We start from the raw sequence: 17,356 nt of genomic DNA on the forward strand, positions 1-17,356 counted from the left end.
CAATCCAAAATCCAAAATCCAAAATTATGATGAGACATTGGCGATTTTGGTGGAATATCTTGATTGTTTCTAGTCAGTACAATCCTCCGCGATTTGTTGAGCTAATGATGTTGATATTAGCGATGACAATGCTTGGACTTTGGGGTTTAACAGACAAATGGCCGTATCTGGGGTTAAGCTTGAGCTACGTAGTCGGCGCGTCTACATCAATTTTGGTGGGGGAAACGATCGCGCCTTCCATTAATCATCGAGTGATGCAACTGGTAGCAGTGTTGGGTTTAATTATCAGTTTTTTGGTTTTTAACTTGATATTATACTAGATTGGTGAAGAATGAGGCGATTGCCAGCCGGGTCATAAGCGTAGATTTCTCTGCCGTGAGAGGCGGTGATAATTTCTCCAGGAGGCGGGTATCCCAAGGAAGTAAAATGAGCGATCGCACTTTCTAGATCGCTGACTTCCAAACACAAACTCATCCCACTTTGAGATGAATTGTTAAACTCTTCCCCGTCAGTATTTCTAGGTTTAAAAATTCCTAAGCGCAAACCAGAAAGGTGATATTCAGCGTAAACATTTGGGATGTATGACTTGGGTTCTTGACCGAGCAGTTTAGTATAAAACTGTATCAGTATTTCCACCTCAACTGCTGCTAGGGTAACGAAAATGTCGGTATAGGGAAAGATCATAAAGAAAAAATTGTTCTTTCGTGTTAAATATGCTGTAGGGACACGGCATATTTTAAATTTTCGTATACTCCCTTCCCGCCAGAAGATTATCTATCATTCTTTTTCCCCTCTGCCCCTCTGCGGCTTTTATAGATATTCTTGAGAGCGGGAAAGGAGTAACCGACATATTTATGATGCCGTGTCCCTACAAAAATGTTCAATAGGAACATTAGCATAATAATTCCGAAAGACCCAGGAAAATTACGATGAGTACAACCTTATCTATGCCCAGTTCTCTTGAATCCTTGCTGGGTGAAGAAGCAGAAGAACTCCTCAGTTATAAAGCGAAAGTTTCTAAAGATTTATTGCATCTGCCAGGGCCAGACTCGGTAGACCGGATTTTTGCGGTGAGCGATCGCAATCCCCAAGTTTTGCGTAGCCTGCAACAACTATATTCTACCGGGCGTCTCGCCAACACGGGTTATCTTTCTATCCTGCCAGTAGACCAAGGTATCGAACACTCTGCGGGTGCTTCCTTTGCGCCCAATCCAATCTATTTTGACCCGGAAAATATTGTTAAACTGGCTCTAGCAGCTGGTTGCAATGCGGTTGCTACCACCCTGGGCGTTTTGGGCATGGTTTCTCGCAAATATGCCCACAAAATCCCCTTCATTGTCAAGCTAAATCACAACGAACTGCTTACTTATCCCAATAAATATGACCAGATAATGTTCGCCTCTGTCGAACAAGCCTGGAATTTGGGAGCGGTTGCCGTAGGTGCTACAATTTACTTCGGCTCAGAGGAATCGACTCGCCAAATTCAAGAAGTGAGCCAAGCCTTTGCTCTCGCCCACGAATACGGTATCGCAACTATCCTCTGGTGTTATCTGCGAAACAACGCATTTAAACAAGATAAAGATTATCACCTTGCGGCAGACCTCACCGGACAGGCAAATCACTTGGGCGTTACGATCGAAGCTGACATCATTAAACAGAAATTGCCTGAGAACAATAATGGCTATGGGGCTGTTGCTAAAGCTACCGGCCAGAAATACGGGATGACGAATGACCTGGTTTACACAGATTTGACGACAGATCACCCGATCGACCTTACCCGCTATCAGGTGCTAAATTGCTACTGCGGTCGTGCTGGACTGATTAACTCCGGCGGTGCTTCTGGTAAAAACGACTTTGCGGAAGCAGTTCGCACGGCGGTGATTAACAAAAGGGCTGGTGGTACGGGATTGATTTCCGGTCGCAAGACGTTCCAGCGTCCGTTTGAGGAGGGCGTGAAGCTGTTTAACGCTATCCAGGATGTTTATTTGTCGCCAGAGGTGACGATCGCGTAAAACCCACATTCCGCAACCTTTAGAAACCTTAGAAACCCGGTTTCTTGGAGAAACCGGGTTTCTGGGTGTTCAGTTTTACGCCCAGTAAGTTAAGTGAGGCGGTTTGGATCGACGCCCAATTCCCGTAGCTTGGCTGCTAAAACATCGGCGCGTTGACGTTCTTGCTCAGCGCGTTGGTGTTCTTGCTCAGCGCGTTGACGTTCTTGCTCAGCGCGTTGACGTTCTTGCTCAGCGCGTTGACGTTCTTGCTCAGCGCGTTGGCGTTCTTGCTCGGCGCGTTGGCGTTCCAGGTCTGCTTGCTCCGAACTCCACAACAACAAGTTACCGGCTTCATCCCACCAGCGTAACCAATGAGTCGTCATCCCTAAGCGAGTGCCGTACCAACTTCCCAGGAATAACTCGATTTCGGGAAGAAAGAAGCGTCCGGCGGCGATCGGCTCCTGCAATCGATAGCGATCGTCCTGGAGGCGACGCACTTCCAAGGTCGGTGTGTGGGGATCGAAAATTATGTATGTCGGAACTTGAAGAATTTGCTCGTAGAAGTGCAGCTTGCCATAGGGAAAGGTGGGGCGAATAGAATATTCTCCAGCGTCGGTTTCCGAAAGAAATTCCATGACGATCGCAACTCTATCGCCTTCCGAATTCGGTGTGTAACTGCGACGCACTACATTATCCGCGATCGGCAATACACGCGGGACATAGAACCAATCGGGTGCTTTGACTACGGTTTTTTGGTTCACCGTTGCCACTAGGCCAAAGTTCGAGCCTATCAGCATTGAGGGCTCAATTCGATCGGCTGCACCCAGCGCATCCGTCAATGCTGCCGCCAAGGGAGGCTGTTGAATATTTTCCACAGGGTCATCGGGCAGAATAAAGTCCTCTGGAAGCTTTTCCCAAGTCACGATCGGCGTTTGGGGTTGCGGAGCGACTTCGAGAACCATAAGTCTAACCATCAATAGCAAATGGATTTCTCCATCATAGAGGCAATTTGCTCAAAGCACGCTGATAGGCTCAACCGCTTTCCTGACAACAGATCTGAGTAATTGGTAAATTTGGCTACAACAACCGAAAAGGTAAAAAAAACACAATTTGAATTGAGGATTATAGGATATTCTGGAACACTAGAAAATAGCCGTATGTAGTCGGATAGAAACCAAAAAGCATGAAGCTGGCAGCACGAGTTAGTCAGGTAGCGCCTTCCCTAACGTTAGCGATCGCCGCCAAAGCCAAGGCGATGAAGGTGGTGGGAATAGATGTGTGTAGTTTCAGCGCTGGTGAACCGGATTTCGATACACCAGAGCATATCAAAACTGCTGCCAAGCAGGCTCTGGATGAGGGTAAGACCAAGTATGGCCCTTCCGCTGGGGAGCCGAAGTTGCGGGAGGCGATCGCGCACAAGCTGAAAACGCAAAATGGACTCGGTTACACGGCTGATAACGTGATTGTTACCAATGGTGGCAAGCATTCTTTATTCAACCTGATGCTGGCGCTGATCGAAGATCGGGCGGAAGTAATTATTCCAGCTCCCTATTGGCTGAGTTATCCAGAAATGGTGAAGCTGGCAAGCGGTGTCCCAGTAATTGTCCCCACTGATGAGAAAAATAACTACAAAATTACGCCAGAGCAACTGCGTCAGGCGATAACGCCCAAAACCCGCTTATTTATCCTCAATTCTCCCTCTAATCCCACAGGCGCAGTTTATACACCAGATGAGATTAAGGCGCTTGCAGAGGTGGTAGTTGAGAAAGATATTTTGGTTGTTTCTGACGAAATTTACGAGAAAATCATCTACGACGGGGTAAAACACCTCAGCATTGGCGCGGTTAGTCCAGCAGTTTTCGATCGCACAATTATCAGCAGTGGTTTTGCCAAAGCTTACTCGATGACGGGTTGGCGAATAGGCTATTTGGCGGGGCCCGTTGAGTTAATTAAAGCTGTGAGTACCATCCAAGGACACAGTACATCGAATGTCTGTACTTTTGCCCAGTATGGTGCGATCGCCGCTTTGTCAAGTCCGCAAGACTGTGTGGAAGAGATGCGCCAAGCTTTTGCTCTTCGGCGTCAGGTGATGTTTGAACGCCTTAACGCTATCCCTGGTTTAACTTGTCCCAAACCAGATGGTGCCTTTTACCTGTTTGTCAATATCACCCAAACTGGCATGACTTCTCTGGAATTTTGCGATGCACTGCTAGAATCTGAGCAAGTTGCGGCTATCCCCGGTATTGCTTTTGGTGCAGATGACTGTATCCGCCTGTCTTACGCGACTGACATGACTTCAATTGAGAAGGGGATGGAACGCATGGATAGGTTTGTGCGATCGCGTACCTAAGCTTTGGATTTTCAGCCAAAGACACGCCGATGGATGCAGATAAATGAGGCAATTATCTACATCCATCCCATCAAAATCAAATCTTGACGGTGCGTTAGGCACGCCTAACGCACTTTATTTTTGCAGTATTTTCTCACGATTTTATCAGTCTTTTCTCAGAATCAATTGCTAGGCTGGTCATTGGTCATTACTTAAACGCTGATATCGGTTCCCGTAGCATCGGTTGCCTAAAAATTTGCGTGCGTTTCATATCTGCGTCCATCTGCGTTCATCCGTCTTCATCTGCGGTAAAAATCTAACCAATGATAACAACAGATAATTTCTGGATCTCGCTTATGTACTACTGATACACCAACCCTTTGGAGATCCCCTTAAATCCCCCTTGAAAAAGGGGACTTTGGAAGCTCTCTTGTCCCCCCCTTAAAAAGGGGGGCTAGGGGGGATCGTCTGATACTTCTCAAACTTCCTCGATAACTGAAAACTAATAAATTACACGAGTTTGCTATTAAATGCAATTTATCAAGATTATATTGAAACAAACAAAGCGAATTTGGAAAAAGTTAGATCCATTCTCCTTGCGATCGCGCCTGACAATTGGGATTGCCGCAGTTTCAGCATTGGGTTTGAGTGGCGTCGCCATCTGGACTAGCTGGCAAATGCAGCAGCAGTTAATAGTTACTCATCAGAAAAATATCGAGAATATTGCTAAGCGATTTCCTCGCGATGTGCAACTCTACAGCGAGATGTTGCCCGTGGAAACTGGGTTGCAAAAAGCTATTAATAATCTGACGACTGAGGATATTCTGTTGTGGGTGAGATATCCTGATGGTAGTATTGCGGCTCAATCGCCTAATTTTTTGTTTGGCACCGAAAGCGCTTTTGCTACCAAACTCATGTCCCTTGCAGAAATGCCGCAGCAGCCGGAAGTTTACGCACTGAATGGACGCTACTGGGTGCTGTGCGGTGCCGTCTTAGAAGTGAAGGGTCAAATGCTGGGCAAAGTCTACATCGCACGGGATATCACTCGCGATCGAGAGATGTTTTTAATAGTGATTCGCAACTTGTGGATTGCCAGTATTTTATCAATCTTAGGGATAACAGGTGCGATCGCACTCTACATTCAGAAATCTCTCCAACCGTTGCTACAGTTGAGTCAGCTAGCTGGAACTATTTCTCCTGATAATTTGAATAAGGTAAAGCTAGATCTCGATCGGGCCCCAAGCGAAGTCAAAGAATTAGCGAAAATGTGGGATATGATGTTGTCTCGTCTGTCGCAAGCATGGGAACAACAACGAGAATTTGTCGGCAATGTTTCCCACGAATTACGGACACCTCTAACTATTGTTCACGGTTATTTGCAAAGTACGCTCAGGCGGGGCAACAATCTAACTGAACCGCAGCGAGAAGCTTTGGAAATTGCCGCTTCGGAAGCAGAACGTACAATTAGATTATTGCAAGATTTATTGGATTTGGCAAGAGCAGATAGCGGTTATTTACATTTACATTTAGAACCGCTGATGTTGAACGATCTTGTGGCGGAAGTTGTGGGAATGGCAGAACAATTTAGTCATCGTGTGGTTATAAGTGAAGCTCATACTAAATTGATAGAAGTGAAATCCGATCGAAATCGTCTCAAACAAGTGCTGCTTAACTTGATAGACAATGCGCTGAAATATTCCGACGGCGAAGCAGCTGTAATCTTGAAATTAGATTGTCAGGACGATCGGGCCATTATTCAAGTGTGCGATCGGGGTGGCGGCATTTCTTTGCAACATCAAAGCCGCATTTTTGAGCGGTTTTATCGCGTCGATGAAGCGAGGGCGCGTTCCACTGGTGGTACTGGTTTGGGGTTATCAATTGTGAAAACGCTGGTCGAGGGAATGGGGGGAAATGTCAAGGTCCGATCGAAACTAGGTGAAGGTAGTGTATTTACGGTTACTTTGCCTGCACAGTTATCAAAATAATAGCTAAAATAGTTGAAAGAGTTACTTAGCCTTTATCAAAATTATGGTCTTATGGCTTACAGTGATTTTACTTTAGATAGAGTGGTAAAAACTTTTGGCTTAACTATTTCTAGCAAAGTGGATCTATACTCTAGTGTACCGGAGTTGAAATGTAGCGACTTTTTAGCAGAGACAATTCGATATAACCTGCCTTTTGCGCTTGGTAGCAACACGGAAAAGTCGCGTTCCGAAATGATTATATCACCTATTTTATTAGAATTAATAAGGCAATTAAATTTTCAAGCGAGTTTATTTTCCGGGATAGACTTTAGTGTAGATGCCGAAAGGGGATTGAATGGAACTTGCGATTTTTTGATTAGCCGATTACCAGAATTTCTGATGCTCAAAGCGCCTGTCATTATTATTGTAGAAGCAAAGAAAGAGAATATTAATGCTGGATTGGGGCAGTGTATAGCTGAAATGGTAGCAGCGAGAATCTTTAATGAGCGCGAAGGCGAGAACATACCAGCAATTTATGGGACTGTTACTACTGGAACAACTTGGAAATTTTTGAAACTGGAAGGGGAAGTAATCAATATTGACTTACCTGAATATTACTTAAATAATGTCAATAAAATTCTGGGCATATTAGCGAGTGGGCTTAATGAGGTGGAGAAATAAAAGAAGTGGGTAAGCAAATCCTAAAATTGCTCTGTTGTGGGGCAGGGGCAAGGCGTCCCGCCCGCCCATTGCATTGGTGCAAGATCTGAGATAGGAAAACCCAATATATGCTTTAACTACTACTTGCCGTTTATCTCTAAAATGAGGCAATAGTGAATTTTGTCAGCGTTGGCAGATTATTGAATTTGCTGTATTCGGTTCTGTTCTGAGGTCAGATTTTCGTTCTGATAGTGATATTGATGTTTTAGTGACCTTTGCACCGGAAGCTAAACGAGGCTTGACTGAAACCCTACAAATGCAAGACGAATTGAAATCGATGTTTCATAGAAAAGTTGATTTTATTGTCAAGACAGCTTTGGCTTCGCTGTTAGCCCGCCTGCGATTCAAATCGAAGGCTAATAGTGAAAGGGCATTAACATGGACTTGCGTAAGCGATCGCATTTGGATGAAGTTGAAGAAAATGCGATCGCTTCTGAATGCTAGGAACGTGGTACAATCGCTGAAACAAGCAATTTTCGTTAAAGATTAGGCAAATTATTGGGATCGATACCCTGAGATCTCAAATAAGCGATCAGCCTTTCTTTTTCCTGGCGTTCCTGTTCAATTTTTTCTATCGCCCAAGGTAACAAATTACCATCTTTATCCCACCACCTTAACCAATACCCAGTTCTTCCTTCTTTTGTTCCTTGCCAAGTTCCTAAAAATAATCCCATTGTTTCAATCCAATGACGACCATTTTCATCAGGTTGCTTTAATTCATAGCGCTCATTTTCCAGTTGATAATATTCTAATAACCCGCCATCTGGATCGAATATGACGTAAATGGGAATTTGCAATATCTGTTCGTAGAAAAACCATTTTCCAGGTGGATAGGTGCGCTTAAAAGAATATTCGCTCCCATCTTTATCTGACAAAAATTCTATGACAATAGCTGGCACTTCCCCTTCTAAATTAGGTGTATAGCTTTGGCGTTCTGCTAAAATCTCTTTCACTGATGCTACATATACCCAATCTGGTGCTTTGGCGATAAATTGCCCGTTTATTGTGGCACACAGAGCAAAGTTGGAGGCGATCAACATTTGTGGTTGAATAAAACCACTGATTTCTAAACTTTCCCGTAAAGCACCTGCTAAAAGTGGTTGTCCTGTATTATCCACTGGTTCATCCTCTAACTGAAAATCATCGGGTAGAGCTTCCCAAGAAATGACCAATCCTGGAGGTGATTTGGTTTCGCTGAATAGGGTTGCCATAAACGCTACGGTTGATTTATTTTGATTTTATCAAAGTTTCGGTGGTGAGGCGCTTAAGACTACTTGCCGTTTCTGTCCAAAATGAGGCAATATAGGGAAAAATCCTACTTATAGGTCAACCTATGCCTGCAAGCCGTAGATTAGCTGACTTAGAAAAAGCTTTAGAATTGCGATACGAGACACTTGGCAAGGCGGAAAAGCGTCTTGCCATCACGGACGAAATTTTTGCAAAAAACGCTATCGAGCAAAGAATTCGGGAAGAAGTTCTACCAGAACTTCGCCAGTGTGAGGCGGAGTATTGGGAAGTTTTGGCGCAAGAAGCACGCACTTGTGCAGTCGAAGAAGTCGAGGCGCAGAATGCCATTGACGTTGTTGTGCAGGAGGTAGAACTGATTGAGAATAATCCTAATGCCAACTATCCGGCTGAGTTGCTGAACTTGTTGAGGGAAATTCGAGACACGCTTAAAGAACCAGAAACGCCTGTAGAAGGGAAGGCAAAGTTGGCTTTGAATCTTCTGCCTGGGATTATCACCTACGAGGTGGAGTTAGATACGGAAAAAGCTTTGAGGAGAGTTAAAGAGCCATTCAAACGACTGTTTAGGGGTGCAATTGAAAAAAAGTAATTAGCCCCGATGATTGTCCGTATCGGGGCTTGTTGGCATTTCAGGAGGAGGATGAAAAGTTTTTCTTTGGGCGGGAAACGTTTGTTGATGGGTTAGTTCGAGTTGTACAGCAACAGCCTTTAGTCGCTGTAATTGGTTCTTCGGGTAGCGGCAAGTCTTCCGTTGTATTGGCGGGACTGATTCCCAAGTTGCGAGAAGCGGGAAGCTGGTTAATTGAGTCTTTTCGTCCGAATAAACAACCATTTTACGAGCTTGCTGCTGCTCTCATCAGTCAGCTAGAACCCGAACTTGGCAAAACGGATAAGAATATTAAAGCCAAAGAACTTGCCGCATCTATCCGCCAGCATGGTTTTACAGCCGATGTGTCAGCAATTCTCAAGGATAAGCCTGGAAAGCGTCTGCTGCTGGTGATTGACCAGTTTGAGGAACTTTATACCGGATGCACGGATACAGAGCAACAGCAGTTTGTCGATGCGTTGCTGGCAGCAGTTGAGTCAGCTTCTCCCGCAGTTACCCTGGTGTTAACGCTACGGGCAGATTTTTATAGTTATGTGGTGAATTATCCCCCCTTCACCGAAGCGTTAAACAAGTACCCGGCAAAGAATATCACGCTGATGAAAGCGGAGGAGATGCAAGCAGCAATTGAGCGCCCTGCTGAGAAAATGGGGGTGAAACTGCAGGAAAAACTGACACAGCGAATTCTGGATGATGTGAAACAGGAACCGGGAAACTTGCCGTTGCTGGAGTTTGCGCTGACTCAACTGTGGGAAAAGCAGAGTCAGGGACTATTGACGCATCAGGCATACTCAGAGATTGGGGGAGTGGCAAAGGCACTGAGCAATCATGCCGAAGCGGTTTATGGCAAGCTGAGTGAGCAAGAGCAGAAACAGGCACAACGGATTTTTTTACAGTTAGTGCGTCCGGGGGAAGGGACGGAGGATACCCGACGGGTGGCGACTCGTGGGGAGGTGGGTGAGGAATGTTGGGAGTTGATCCGGCGCACAGATGGTTTAGCGGGTGTGCGTTTGGTGGTTACGGGACGCAATGAAGCCACAGAGGAAAAAACGGTTGAGGTTGTCCACGAGGCGTTGATTCGAGAATGGGGACAGTTGCAGGAATGGATAGAAAATGACCGCGCTTTTCTCACTTGGCGGCATCAACTGCGGACACAAATGGCGACATGGAACTCTGAGGGTCAAGATGAAGAGGCTTTGTTACCGGGAAAACCTCTGGTTATTGCTGAAGATTGGTTAAAAAAGCGCACATCAGACTTGATAAATGAGCGGGAATATATCGAGCAAAGTTTGAACCTGCGGCAACAAGAGCAAGAGAAACAGAAACGCAGTCGGCAGACGACTATTTCAGTGTTGACGGTCTTTTCAGCACTTGCTCTGTTTTTGGCAGGATTCGCGGGGGTGCAATGGCGGCAAACACAATTTCAAAAGCAACAACTTGAAATTAGCCAAGGGGAACTTAGGATTAATTATTCAAATGCACTCTTTAATGAAGAAGGCCAACAGTTTGATGCACTGATTGAAGCTTTGCGAGGTGCAAAACTACTGCGCTCAAAAGCGAATCTGCCAATAGAAGCAGTAACGGCGTTGCGACAAGGGATTTACCGTGTACAAGAGCGCAACCGCTTGGAAGGGCATAGCAATTGGATCAATAGTGTTACTTTTAGTCCCGATGGTAAAACCTTGGCTTCCGGCAGTCGTGACACCACTATTAAGCTTTGGGATGTCAAGACAGGCAAATTAATCCGCACCATCGAGCATAGCGGTTCGATCGTTAGCCTTAGTTTCAGTCCCGATGGCAAAACCCTGGCTTCTGGCGGTGGTGATAATACCATCAAACTCTGGAATGTTAATACAGGCCAAGAAATCAAAACCCTCACTAAGCAGGGTAAGTATGGCTTTAGCATCAGTTTCAGTCCCGATGGCAAAACTCTGGCTTCTGGTAGTGAGGAAAAGACCATCAAAATTTGGGATGTCAAGACCGGAAAAGAAATTATCACCCTCAATGGGCATAAAGCTGATATCAATAGCGTCAGTTTCAGTCGTGATGGCAAAATCCTAGCTTCTGGAAGCACTGACAAAAGCATCAAACTCTGGGATGTTAAGACGGGGAAAGAAATCAAAACCCTTAATGGGCATAGCGATCGAGTCAGAAGCGTCAGTTTCAGTCCTGATGGTAAAACCTTGGCTTCTGGCAGTGATGACAACACGATCAAAATCTGGAATGTCGCTACGGGCAAAGAAATCAAAACTCTCAGTGGGCATAACGCTTTCATCTATAGCGTCAGTTTCAGCCCTGATGGTAAAACCTTGGCTTCTGGCAGTGATGACAACACTATGAAACTCTGGAATGTCGCTACGGGCGAAGAAACCATCAACTTCAATGAACATAAGGATTCAATCTCTAGCGTCAGTTTCAGTCCCGATGGTAAAACCTTGGCTTCTGGTAGTTTTGACAAAACCATCAAAATTTGGAATGTCTCCATAGGCGAAGAAAAAAGCCTTAAGGGGCATAAGGACTCCATCTTTAGCGTCAGTTTCAGTCCCGATGGCAAAACTTTGGCTTCTGGTGGTTTTGACAACACCATCAAACTCTGGAATGTCGATACGGGCAAAGCAAAAACCCTCAAGGGGCATAAGGATGCGATCCAAAGCCTCAGTTTCAGTCCCGATGGCAAAACCCTGGCTTCTGGCAGTCGTGACAAAACCATCAAACTCTGGAATGTTGCTACGGGCAAAGTAAAAAAGACCCTCAATGGGCATAGCAATACAGTCTATAGCGTCAGTTTCAGTCATGATGGCAAAACCCTAGCTTCTGGAAGCGCTGACAAAACCATCAAACTCTGGGATGTTGCTAAAGGCAAAGAAATCAAAACCCTCAATGGGCATAGCGATGAGGTCAATAGCGTTAGTTTCAGTCATGATGGCAAAACCCTAGCTTCTGGCAGTGATGACAAAACCATCAAACTCTGGGATGTTGCTAAAGGCAAAGAAATCAAAACCCTCAACGGGCATGATTCTTTGGTTTATAGTGTCAGTTTCAGTCCCGATGGCAAAACCTTAGCTTCTGGCAGTGATGACAAAACCATCAAACTATGGAATATCGATACGGGCGAAAAAATCAGAACCCTCAATGGTCATAGCGATTCGGTCAGGAGCGTCAGTTTCAGTCCCGATGGCAAAACCCTGGCTTCTGGCAGTGATGACAAAACCATCCAACTTTGGGATGTCGATACAGGAAAAAAAATCACCATCGACAGGGATAGCGATGGGCATAGTGAAGCAGTCAATAGCGTCAGTTTCAGCGCCGATGGCAAAACTCTGGCTTCTGGCAGTGGTGACACAACAGTTATTTTGTGGAATTTGGATTTCGATGATTTACTGGTGCGAAGTTGCAATTGGATGCGTCCCTATTTGCAGAATAATCCAAATGTGAGTAAGAGCGACAAGCAGCTTTGCGATGGCATTGGCACTAAAAAGTAGAGTAGAGACAGGATTAATCGCGACTGGAAATAGAAGGGTTTTACATTTTAAATTCAAAGATGCGATCGCATTCTTCAATTATTTTTAATTCAACCCCAAATGCAACTTAATTGCAGCATCCACTAATTGCATTATTTCTTCACTCAAAGCTTCCACTACATCGCCCTGAATTCGCTGCTTAGAAATTGTCCTTACTTGCTGCGCCTGCACCTTAGAAGGTTTAGGTAAACCGCTATCCTCTGGATTAAGTAAAACCTCAAAAGGGTAAACACGACTAACATTAGATGTAAGTGGCAAAATCGTTAATGTGGTGGCGGCGCGGTTATTAGCATCATTACTCACTATCAACACAGGACGGCGTTTATCCATTTCAGAACCAATTGCAGGACTGAGATTTGCATAGTAGATTTCACCACGTTTCATCTGTCAATCCATCCCCAATTGTTATATCCCAATCTGAGTCAATTTCTTCAGAAGCTTGTCGATAAGCTTCTTCTAATTCCCAATTTTGCAATAATTTCAACGCCGCTTCAATCACTTGGGATGGAGACTGGTATTGATGGGAAGTTTTGTATTTCTCAATGAAGTCTACTAAATAGACTGGTAAGGAAATAGATAAATTTTCAATCGGCATAGTCTTACCAAAGAGCTTTTTCTATGATAGCGCCACTAAAGCTTAACCATCAAGCGTTCTATTTTCCCTCTTAATTTTTTCAACTCTTTCAAGGATTTCACCAAACCGATTTGGATCTTGTAAATCTTCAAGCGTTCCACTTGCTAAAACTGGCGCATTAGCTAGTGGTAGGACAATTTGCATAAATTGGCACAGAGGGGTTTTGACTCTATTGTAGGCGATGCCTGAAAATATTTGCCTGCGATTCAAATCGATGGTCATTATTTTTATATGTAAAAGTAGTACATTACAAAGAAACCGGGTTTTTTAGAAAAACCGGGTTTCAGAACTTACAATCTATGATTTAAGACTGTGGAAAAAACTGAAAAAGAGAAAATGTTGGCAGGCGAGTTATATCTCGCTGCTGACTCCGAATTAGTTGCCGATCGCAAACTAGCACGCGGTCTGACCAGAGTATACAACACTACCAGTGAGTCAGAAGCAGAAAGACGCACCCAAATTTTAACCGAATTATTTGCCAAAGTTGGCCCTAATGTTGAAATTGACCCGCCTTTCCACTGCGACTACGGAAGCAATATTTATATTGGTGACAAATTTTACATGAACTTTGGATGTGTGATTCTCGATTGTAACAAGGTTGAAATTGGTGAAAACGTCCTGTGTGGGCCTTACGTTCAGATTTACGCAGCATATCACCCCACATCCCCCGCAGATCGTCTGACGGGTAAAGAATTAGCCGCACCTGTGAAGATTGGTAACAACGTCTGGATTGGAGGTGGTGCTATCATTTGTCCAGGGGTAACGATCGGTGACTACACCACCATCGGCGCTGGCAGTGTGGTTGTAAAAGATATACCTGCAAATGTTGTTGCTGTTGGCAATCCCTGCCGAATTATTCGACATTTATCTTAAGTTTCGCACTGAAAACCATGACTCAGGAAGAAAAAAGGTTAGCAGAAGCACGGAAACGGAAAGGGCACTGGCGCAGGTGGGGGCCATATTTGAGCGATCGTCAATGGGGAACAGTCCGTGAAGATTACAGTAATGACGGCTCAGCTTGGGACTATTTTACCCACGATCAAGCTCGCTCTCGCGCCTATCGCTGGGGAGAAGATGGAATTGCCGGAATTTCCGATAACCATCAGCGTTTGTGTTTTGCTCTTGCTTTTTGGAATGGCGAAGATCCCATCTTGAAAGAAAGACTTTTTGGCTTAACGGGAAATGAAGGCAATCACGGAGAAGATGTCAAGGAATATTACTTTTATATAGACAGCACCCCCACTCATTCCTATATGAAATGTCTTTATAAATATCCGCACCAAGCTTTTCCTTATGACCAATTGGTAGAAGAAAATCGTCGTCTCACCCGGAAAGACCCAGAATTTGAACTGCTCGACACAGGTGTTTTTGATGATGACCGTTACTTTGATGTTTTCGTAGAGTATGCCAAGAACTCTCCAGACGATATTTTAATTAAAATTAGTGTTGCCAATCGAGGCCAAGAAGCGAAGACCCTACATCTTTTACCCACTCTTTGGTTTCGTAACACTTGGGCCTGGAATGGAAATAAAGATAAGCCATTTCTGAAAGTCAGCAAAGCAGAAACTCAATTCAGTGTCATAGAAGCATCGCATCCAGAACTGGGTGAAAGATGGCTTTATTGTAACGATTTAACGGAATTTTTATTTACAGAAAACGAAACGAACAATTGTAGATTATTTGATGTTAGCAATCCTTCTAATTATGTCAAAGATGGAATTAACGATTATATTGTCTACGGTCACAAATCGGCGATTAATCCCAATAAAATCGGTACGAAAGTAGCAGCAAATTATTTATTAAACATCGGTGCAGGTGAAACTAAAATAATCCAACTGCGACTGACTGAATCTGCCAATTTAGCGCAGCCTTTTGGCACAGAATTTGATACTATTTTTCAAAATCGCCAGCAAGAAGCGGATCAATTTTATCAACGCATTAGTCCATCATCTCTGACAGAAGACGAGCGAAATGTGCAGCGACAAGCTTTTGCAGGAATGTTGTGGAGTAAGCAATATTATCACTATGTTGTAGAAGAGTGGTTAAATGGTGATATGGCTGCTCCAGCGCCACCACAAGACCGGAAGAAAGGGAGAAATTGCGAGTGGTTTCATCTCTATAACGATGATATTCTGTCGATGCCGGATAAATGGGAATATCCTTGGTTTGCAGCTTGGGATTTAGCTTTTCACGTCATTCCGTTGGCGACGATCGATCCTGATTTTGCTAAAAAGCAATTGGATCTATTAACTCGTGAATGGTATATGCACCCCAACGGTCAAATTCCAGCGTATGAGTGGAAATTTAGCGATGTAAATCCGCCCGTTCATGCTTGGGCTGCATGGCGTATTTATAAGATAGAAGAAAAAATGTATGGACGGGCAGATAAACATTTTTTGGAGCGAGTATTTCAAAAGTTGCTGCTCAATTTTACTTGGTGGGTGAATCGGAAGGATATAGAGGGTAAAAATGTTTTTCAGGGTGGATTTTTAGGATTAGATAATATTGGGGTTTTTGATAGAAGTTCAGAACTTCCTACTGGCGGACATATTGACCAGTCAGATGGTACAAGTTGGATGGGTATGTACTGTCTGAATATGCTTGCGATCGCACTCGAACTAGCTAAAACAAATTCGACTTACGAAGACATCGCTAGCAAATTTTTCGAGCATTTCCTCTACATAGCTGACGCGATGAATAACTTGGGAGATGTAGAGGCGTCACTCTGGGATGAAGAGGATGGTTTTTACTATGATGTTCTGCATTTAACCGAAAATCGCCATTTAACTTTGAAAGTGCGTTCAATGGTTGGGCTGATTCCGCTTTTCGCCGTTGAAACACTTGAACCGGAAACTATAAAGCAGCTTCCAGGCTTTAAAAAACGGCTGGAATGGTTTATTAGAAATCGTCCCGATTTGAAACAAAATGTCGCTTGCATGGAAACACCTGGTATTGGTGCCACAAGACTGCTAGCAATTGTCTATCGGAGTAAATTGAAGCGTATTCTCCAAAAATTGCTTGATGAAACAGAGTTTTTTGGCGATTATGGCATCCGCGCCCTTTCTAAATATCACGCCAAACATCCTTATGTTTTTAATATAGATGGATGTGAGTTCCGGGTAGATTACGAACCAGCCGAATCTAGCAGCAGCCTTTTTGGGGGAAATTCCAATTGGCGCGGCCCAGTTTGGTTCCCAGTCAATTATCTGATTATTGAATCGCTGCACAAGTTTCATTCTTACCTGGGAGATGATTTTAAAATCGAGTGTCCGACAGGTTCTGGTCAAGAAATGACGCTTGGGGAAGTTGCAGATGAATTGTCTCGCAGACTAACAAGAATTTTTCTTAAAGATTCCTCTGGCGATCGGCCCGTTTACGGTCGGATTCAAAAATTACAAACTGACCCTCATTGGCGCGATTACATTCTTTTCTATGAATACTTTAACGGCGATAACGGTAGCGGACTTGGTGCGAGTCATCAAACTGGATGGACGGGTTTAGTTGCAGAATTGATTCAACAGTGCGGAGAATTTATGCTAAAAATAAAGGAGCTTTAAAATAGTTAACAATCATGACGGCGCACATCTTATTGGTTGAAGATGAAGTCAAACTGGCTCGATTTGTAGAACTGGAGCTAAGCTATGAAGGGCATCGAGTCAGCGTTTTTCATGATGGAATCGCTGGTTTGGGGGCGGTACGGGAGGAGAAACCGGATTTGGTGATTCTCGATTGGATGCTTCCGGGAATATCGGGTTTGGAAATTTGTCGTCGCCTGCGAACTACTGGCGATAAAGTGCCGATTATTTTATTAACCGCTAAAGATGAAGTGACCGATCGCGTTGCGGGTTTGGATGCTGGTGCTGATGACTACGTGGTCAAACCCTTCAGCGTCGAGGAATTGCTAGCCAGAGTGCGCGCACATCTGCGAAGAACCCAGGAATCAAACGCGGATCTGATCCAATTTGCTGACTTAAGTTTAAACCGCAGCTCGCGGCAGGTCTATCGGGGTGACCGCGCGATCGAATTAACCGCCAAAGAATTCGACCTATTGGAATACTTACTCGTGCATCCCCAACAAGTGATAACGCGCGATCGTATTTTAGAACAAGTTTGGGGTTATGATTTTATGGGTGATTCCAACATCATCGAAGTTTATATCCGCTACTTACGCCTCAAACTAGAAGCAAACAACGAGTCGCGCCTGATTCAAACTGTGCGGGGTATAGGCTACGTCTTGCGGGAATGAAAATAGGGGCTAGGGACTGGAGACAGGGGTAATTTTGAGTTAATTATCACAGAATTTAATTGCCCAGCACCATACCAGATCCCTCGATCCCATACAATATAA

The 17,356-nt window shown here is 44.3% G+C and carries 16 protein-coding genes and 1 pseudogene; 11 read left to right on the forward strand and 6 right to left on the reverse strand.

What is annotated here, in order from left to right:
• Nucleotides 1–26: 26 nt before the first annotated feature.
• Nucleotides 27–320 carry a hypothetical protein gene (locus tag LAY41_RS05080; protein WP_338022930.1) on the forward strand — a complete coding sequence of 98 codons (294 nt, stop codon included), beginning with the start codon at nucleotides 27–29 and terminating at the stop codon, nucleotides 318–320.
• Here LAY41_RS05080 and LAY41_RS05085 read toward each other — a convergent pair.
• A complete protein-coding gene (locus LAY41_RS05085) occupies nucleotides 301–684 on the reverse strand; it encodes a VOC family protein (RefSeq protein ID WP_249094859.1) in 384 nt (127 codons plus the stop codon). The genes LAY41_RS05080 and LAY41_RS05085 overlap by 20 nt on opposite strands.
• A 245-nt stretch (nucleotides 685–929) precedes the next feature.
• Here LAY41_RS05085 and LAY41_RS05090 point away from each other — a divergent pair, with 245 nt between their 5' ends.
• Nucleotides 930–2,012 (forward strand): class I fructose-bisphosphate aldolase, encoded by a 1,083-nt coding sequence (locus LAY41_RS05090; protein ID WP_249094861.1) that lies wholly within the window; start codon nucleotides 930–932, stop codon nucleotides 2,010–2,012.
• 89 nt (nucleotides 2,013–2,101) lie between these two features.
• Here LAY41_RS05090 and LAY41_RS05095 read toward each other — a convergent pair whose 3' ends face one another.
• The gene (locus LAY41_RS05095) at nucleotides 2,102–2,953 is read right to left on the reverse strand and encodes a Uma2 family endonuclease (RefSeq protein ID WP_249094862.1); all 852 of its coding nucleotides are present in this window, start codon (nucleotides 2,951–2,953) and stop codon (nucleotides 2,102–2,104) included.
• A gap of 221 nt (nucleotides 2,954–3,174) precedes the next feature.
• Between LAY41_RS05095 and LAY41_RS05100 the strand changes: the two genes are divergently transcribed.
• From LAY41_RS05100 to LAY41_RS05115, 4 genes and pseudogenes are all read left to right on the forward strand, one after another.
• Nucleotides 3,175–4,341 (forward strand): pyridoxal phosphate-dependent aminotransferase, encoded by a 1,167-nt coding sequence (locus tag LAY41_RS05100; protein ID WP_249094864.1) that lies wholly within the window; start codon nucleotides 3,175–3,177, stop codon nucleotides 4,339–4,341.
• Nucleotides 4,342–4,850: 509 nt separating this feature from the next.
• Nucleotides 4,851–6,305 (forward strand): sensor histidine kinase, encoded by a 1,455-nt coding sequence (locus LAY41_RS05105; RefSeq protein WP_249094868.1) that lies wholly within the window; start codon nucleotides 4,851–4,853, stop codon nucleotides 6,303–6,305.
• 12 nt (nucleotides 6,306–6,317) lie between these two features.
• Nucleotides 6,318–6,965 (forward strand): hypothetical protein, encoded by a 648-nt coding sequence (locus LAY41_RS05110; protein WP_338022931.1) that lies wholly within the window; start codon nucleotides 6,318–6,320, stop codon nucleotides 6,963–6,965.
• Between the two features lie 166 nt (nucleotides 6,966–7,131).
• A pseudogene (locus tag LAY41_RS05115) lies at nucleotides 7,132–7,494 on the forward strand (nucleotidyltransferase family protein); the annotation flags it as partial.
• Here the strand turns inward: LAY41_RS05115 and LAY41_RS05120 are convergent.
• Complete coding sequence (locus LAY41_RS05120; RefSeq protein WP_249070062.1) at nucleotides 7,484–8,215, reverse strand: Uma2 family endonuclease; 732 nt, start codon at nucleotides 8,213–8,215, stop codon at nucleotides 7,484–7,486. The pseudogene LAY41_RS05115 and the gene LAY41_RS05120 overlap by 11 nt on opposite strands.
• A gap of 122 nt (nucleotides 8,216–8,337) precedes the next feature.
• Between LAY41_RS05120 and LAY41_RS05125 the strand changes: the two genes are divergently transcribed.
• Complete coding sequence (locus LAY41_RS05125) at nucleotides 8,338–8,838, forward strand: hypothetical protein (RefSeq protein WP_249094871.1); 501 nt, start codon at nucleotides 8,338–8,340, stop codon at nucleotides 8,836–8,838.
• Between the two features lie 29 nt (nucleotides 8,839–8,867).
• Nucleotides 8,868–12,335 (forward strand): nSTAND1 domain-containing NTPase, encoded by a 3,468-nt coding sequence (locus tag LAY41_RS05130; RefSeq protein WP_338022932.1) that lies wholly within the window; start codon nucleotides 8,868–8,870, stop codon nucleotides 12,333–12,335.
• Between the two features lie 84 nt (nucleotides 12,336–12,419).
• Here the strand turns inward: LAY41_RS05130 and LAY41_RS05135 are convergent, their stop codons facing one another.
• The 3 genes from LAY41_RS05135 to LAY41_RS05145 are packed head-to-tail and all read right to left on the reverse strand — an operon-like array spanning nucleotide 12,420 to nucleotide 13,230.
• Nucleotides 12,420–12,758 (reverse strand): type II toxin-antitoxin system PemK/MazF family toxin, encoded by a 339-nt coding sequence (locus tag LAY41_RS05135; RefSeq protein ID WP_249094874.1) that lies wholly within the window; start codon nucleotides 12,756–12,758, stop codon nucleotides 12,420–12,422.
• Nucleotides 12,745–12,969, reverse strand: a complete 225-nt coding sequence (locus LAY41_RS05140; protein WP_249094877.1) for a ribbon-helix-helix domain-containing protein — start codon at nucleotides 12,967–12,969, stop codon at nucleotides 12,745–12,747. The genes LAY41_RS05135 and LAY41_RS05140 overlap by 14 nt, the downstream gene beginning before the upstream one ends.
• A 42-nt stretch (nucleotides 12,970–13,011) precedes the next feature.
• Nucleotides 13,012–13,230: a hypothetical protein gene (locus tag LAY41_RS05145; RefSeq protein ID WP_249094879.1), complete on the reverse strand. Its 219-nt coding sequence runs from the start codon at nucleotides 13,228–13,230 to the stop codon at nucleotides 13,012–13,014.
• Between the two features lie 90 nt (nucleotides 13,231–13,320).
• On the opposite strand from LAY41_RS05145, the gene LAY41_RS05150 reads away from it, so the two are divergent.
• From LAY41_RS05150 to LAY41_RS05160, 3 genes are read left to right on the forward strand one after another with little or no spacing between them, the layout of a single operon-like run.
• Nucleotides 13,321–13,881 (forward strand): sugar O-acetyltransferase, encoded by a 561-nt coding sequence (locus LAY41_RS05150; protein ID WP_338022933.1) that lies wholly within the window; start codon nucleotides 13,321–13,323, stop codon nucleotides 13,879–13,881.
• Between the two features lie 17 nt (nucleotides 13,882–13,898).
• A complete protein-coding gene (locus LAY41_RS05155; protein WP_249094881.1) occupies nucleotides 13,899–16,565 on the forward strand; it encodes an MGH1-like glycoside hydrolase domain-containing protein in 2,667 nt (888 codons plus the stop codon).
• A gap of 14 nt (nucleotides 16,566–16,579) precedes the next feature.
• The gene (locus LAY41_RS05160) at nucleotides 16,580–17,254 is read left to right on the forward strand and encodes a response regulator transcription factor (RefSeq protein WP_249094883.1); all 675 of its coding nucleotides are present in this window, start codon (nucleotides 16,580–16,582) and stop codon (nucleotides 17,252–17,254) included.
• Nucleotides 17,255–17,356 lie beyond the last annotated feature (102 nt).

Origin of the sequence: Argonema galeatum A003/A1 (assembly GCF_023333595.1) — a bacterium.
In the GTDB taxonomy this organism is placed as follows: Bacteria; Cyanobacteriota; Cyanobacteriia; order Cyanobacteriales; family Aerosakkonemataceae; genus Argonema; species Argonema galeatum.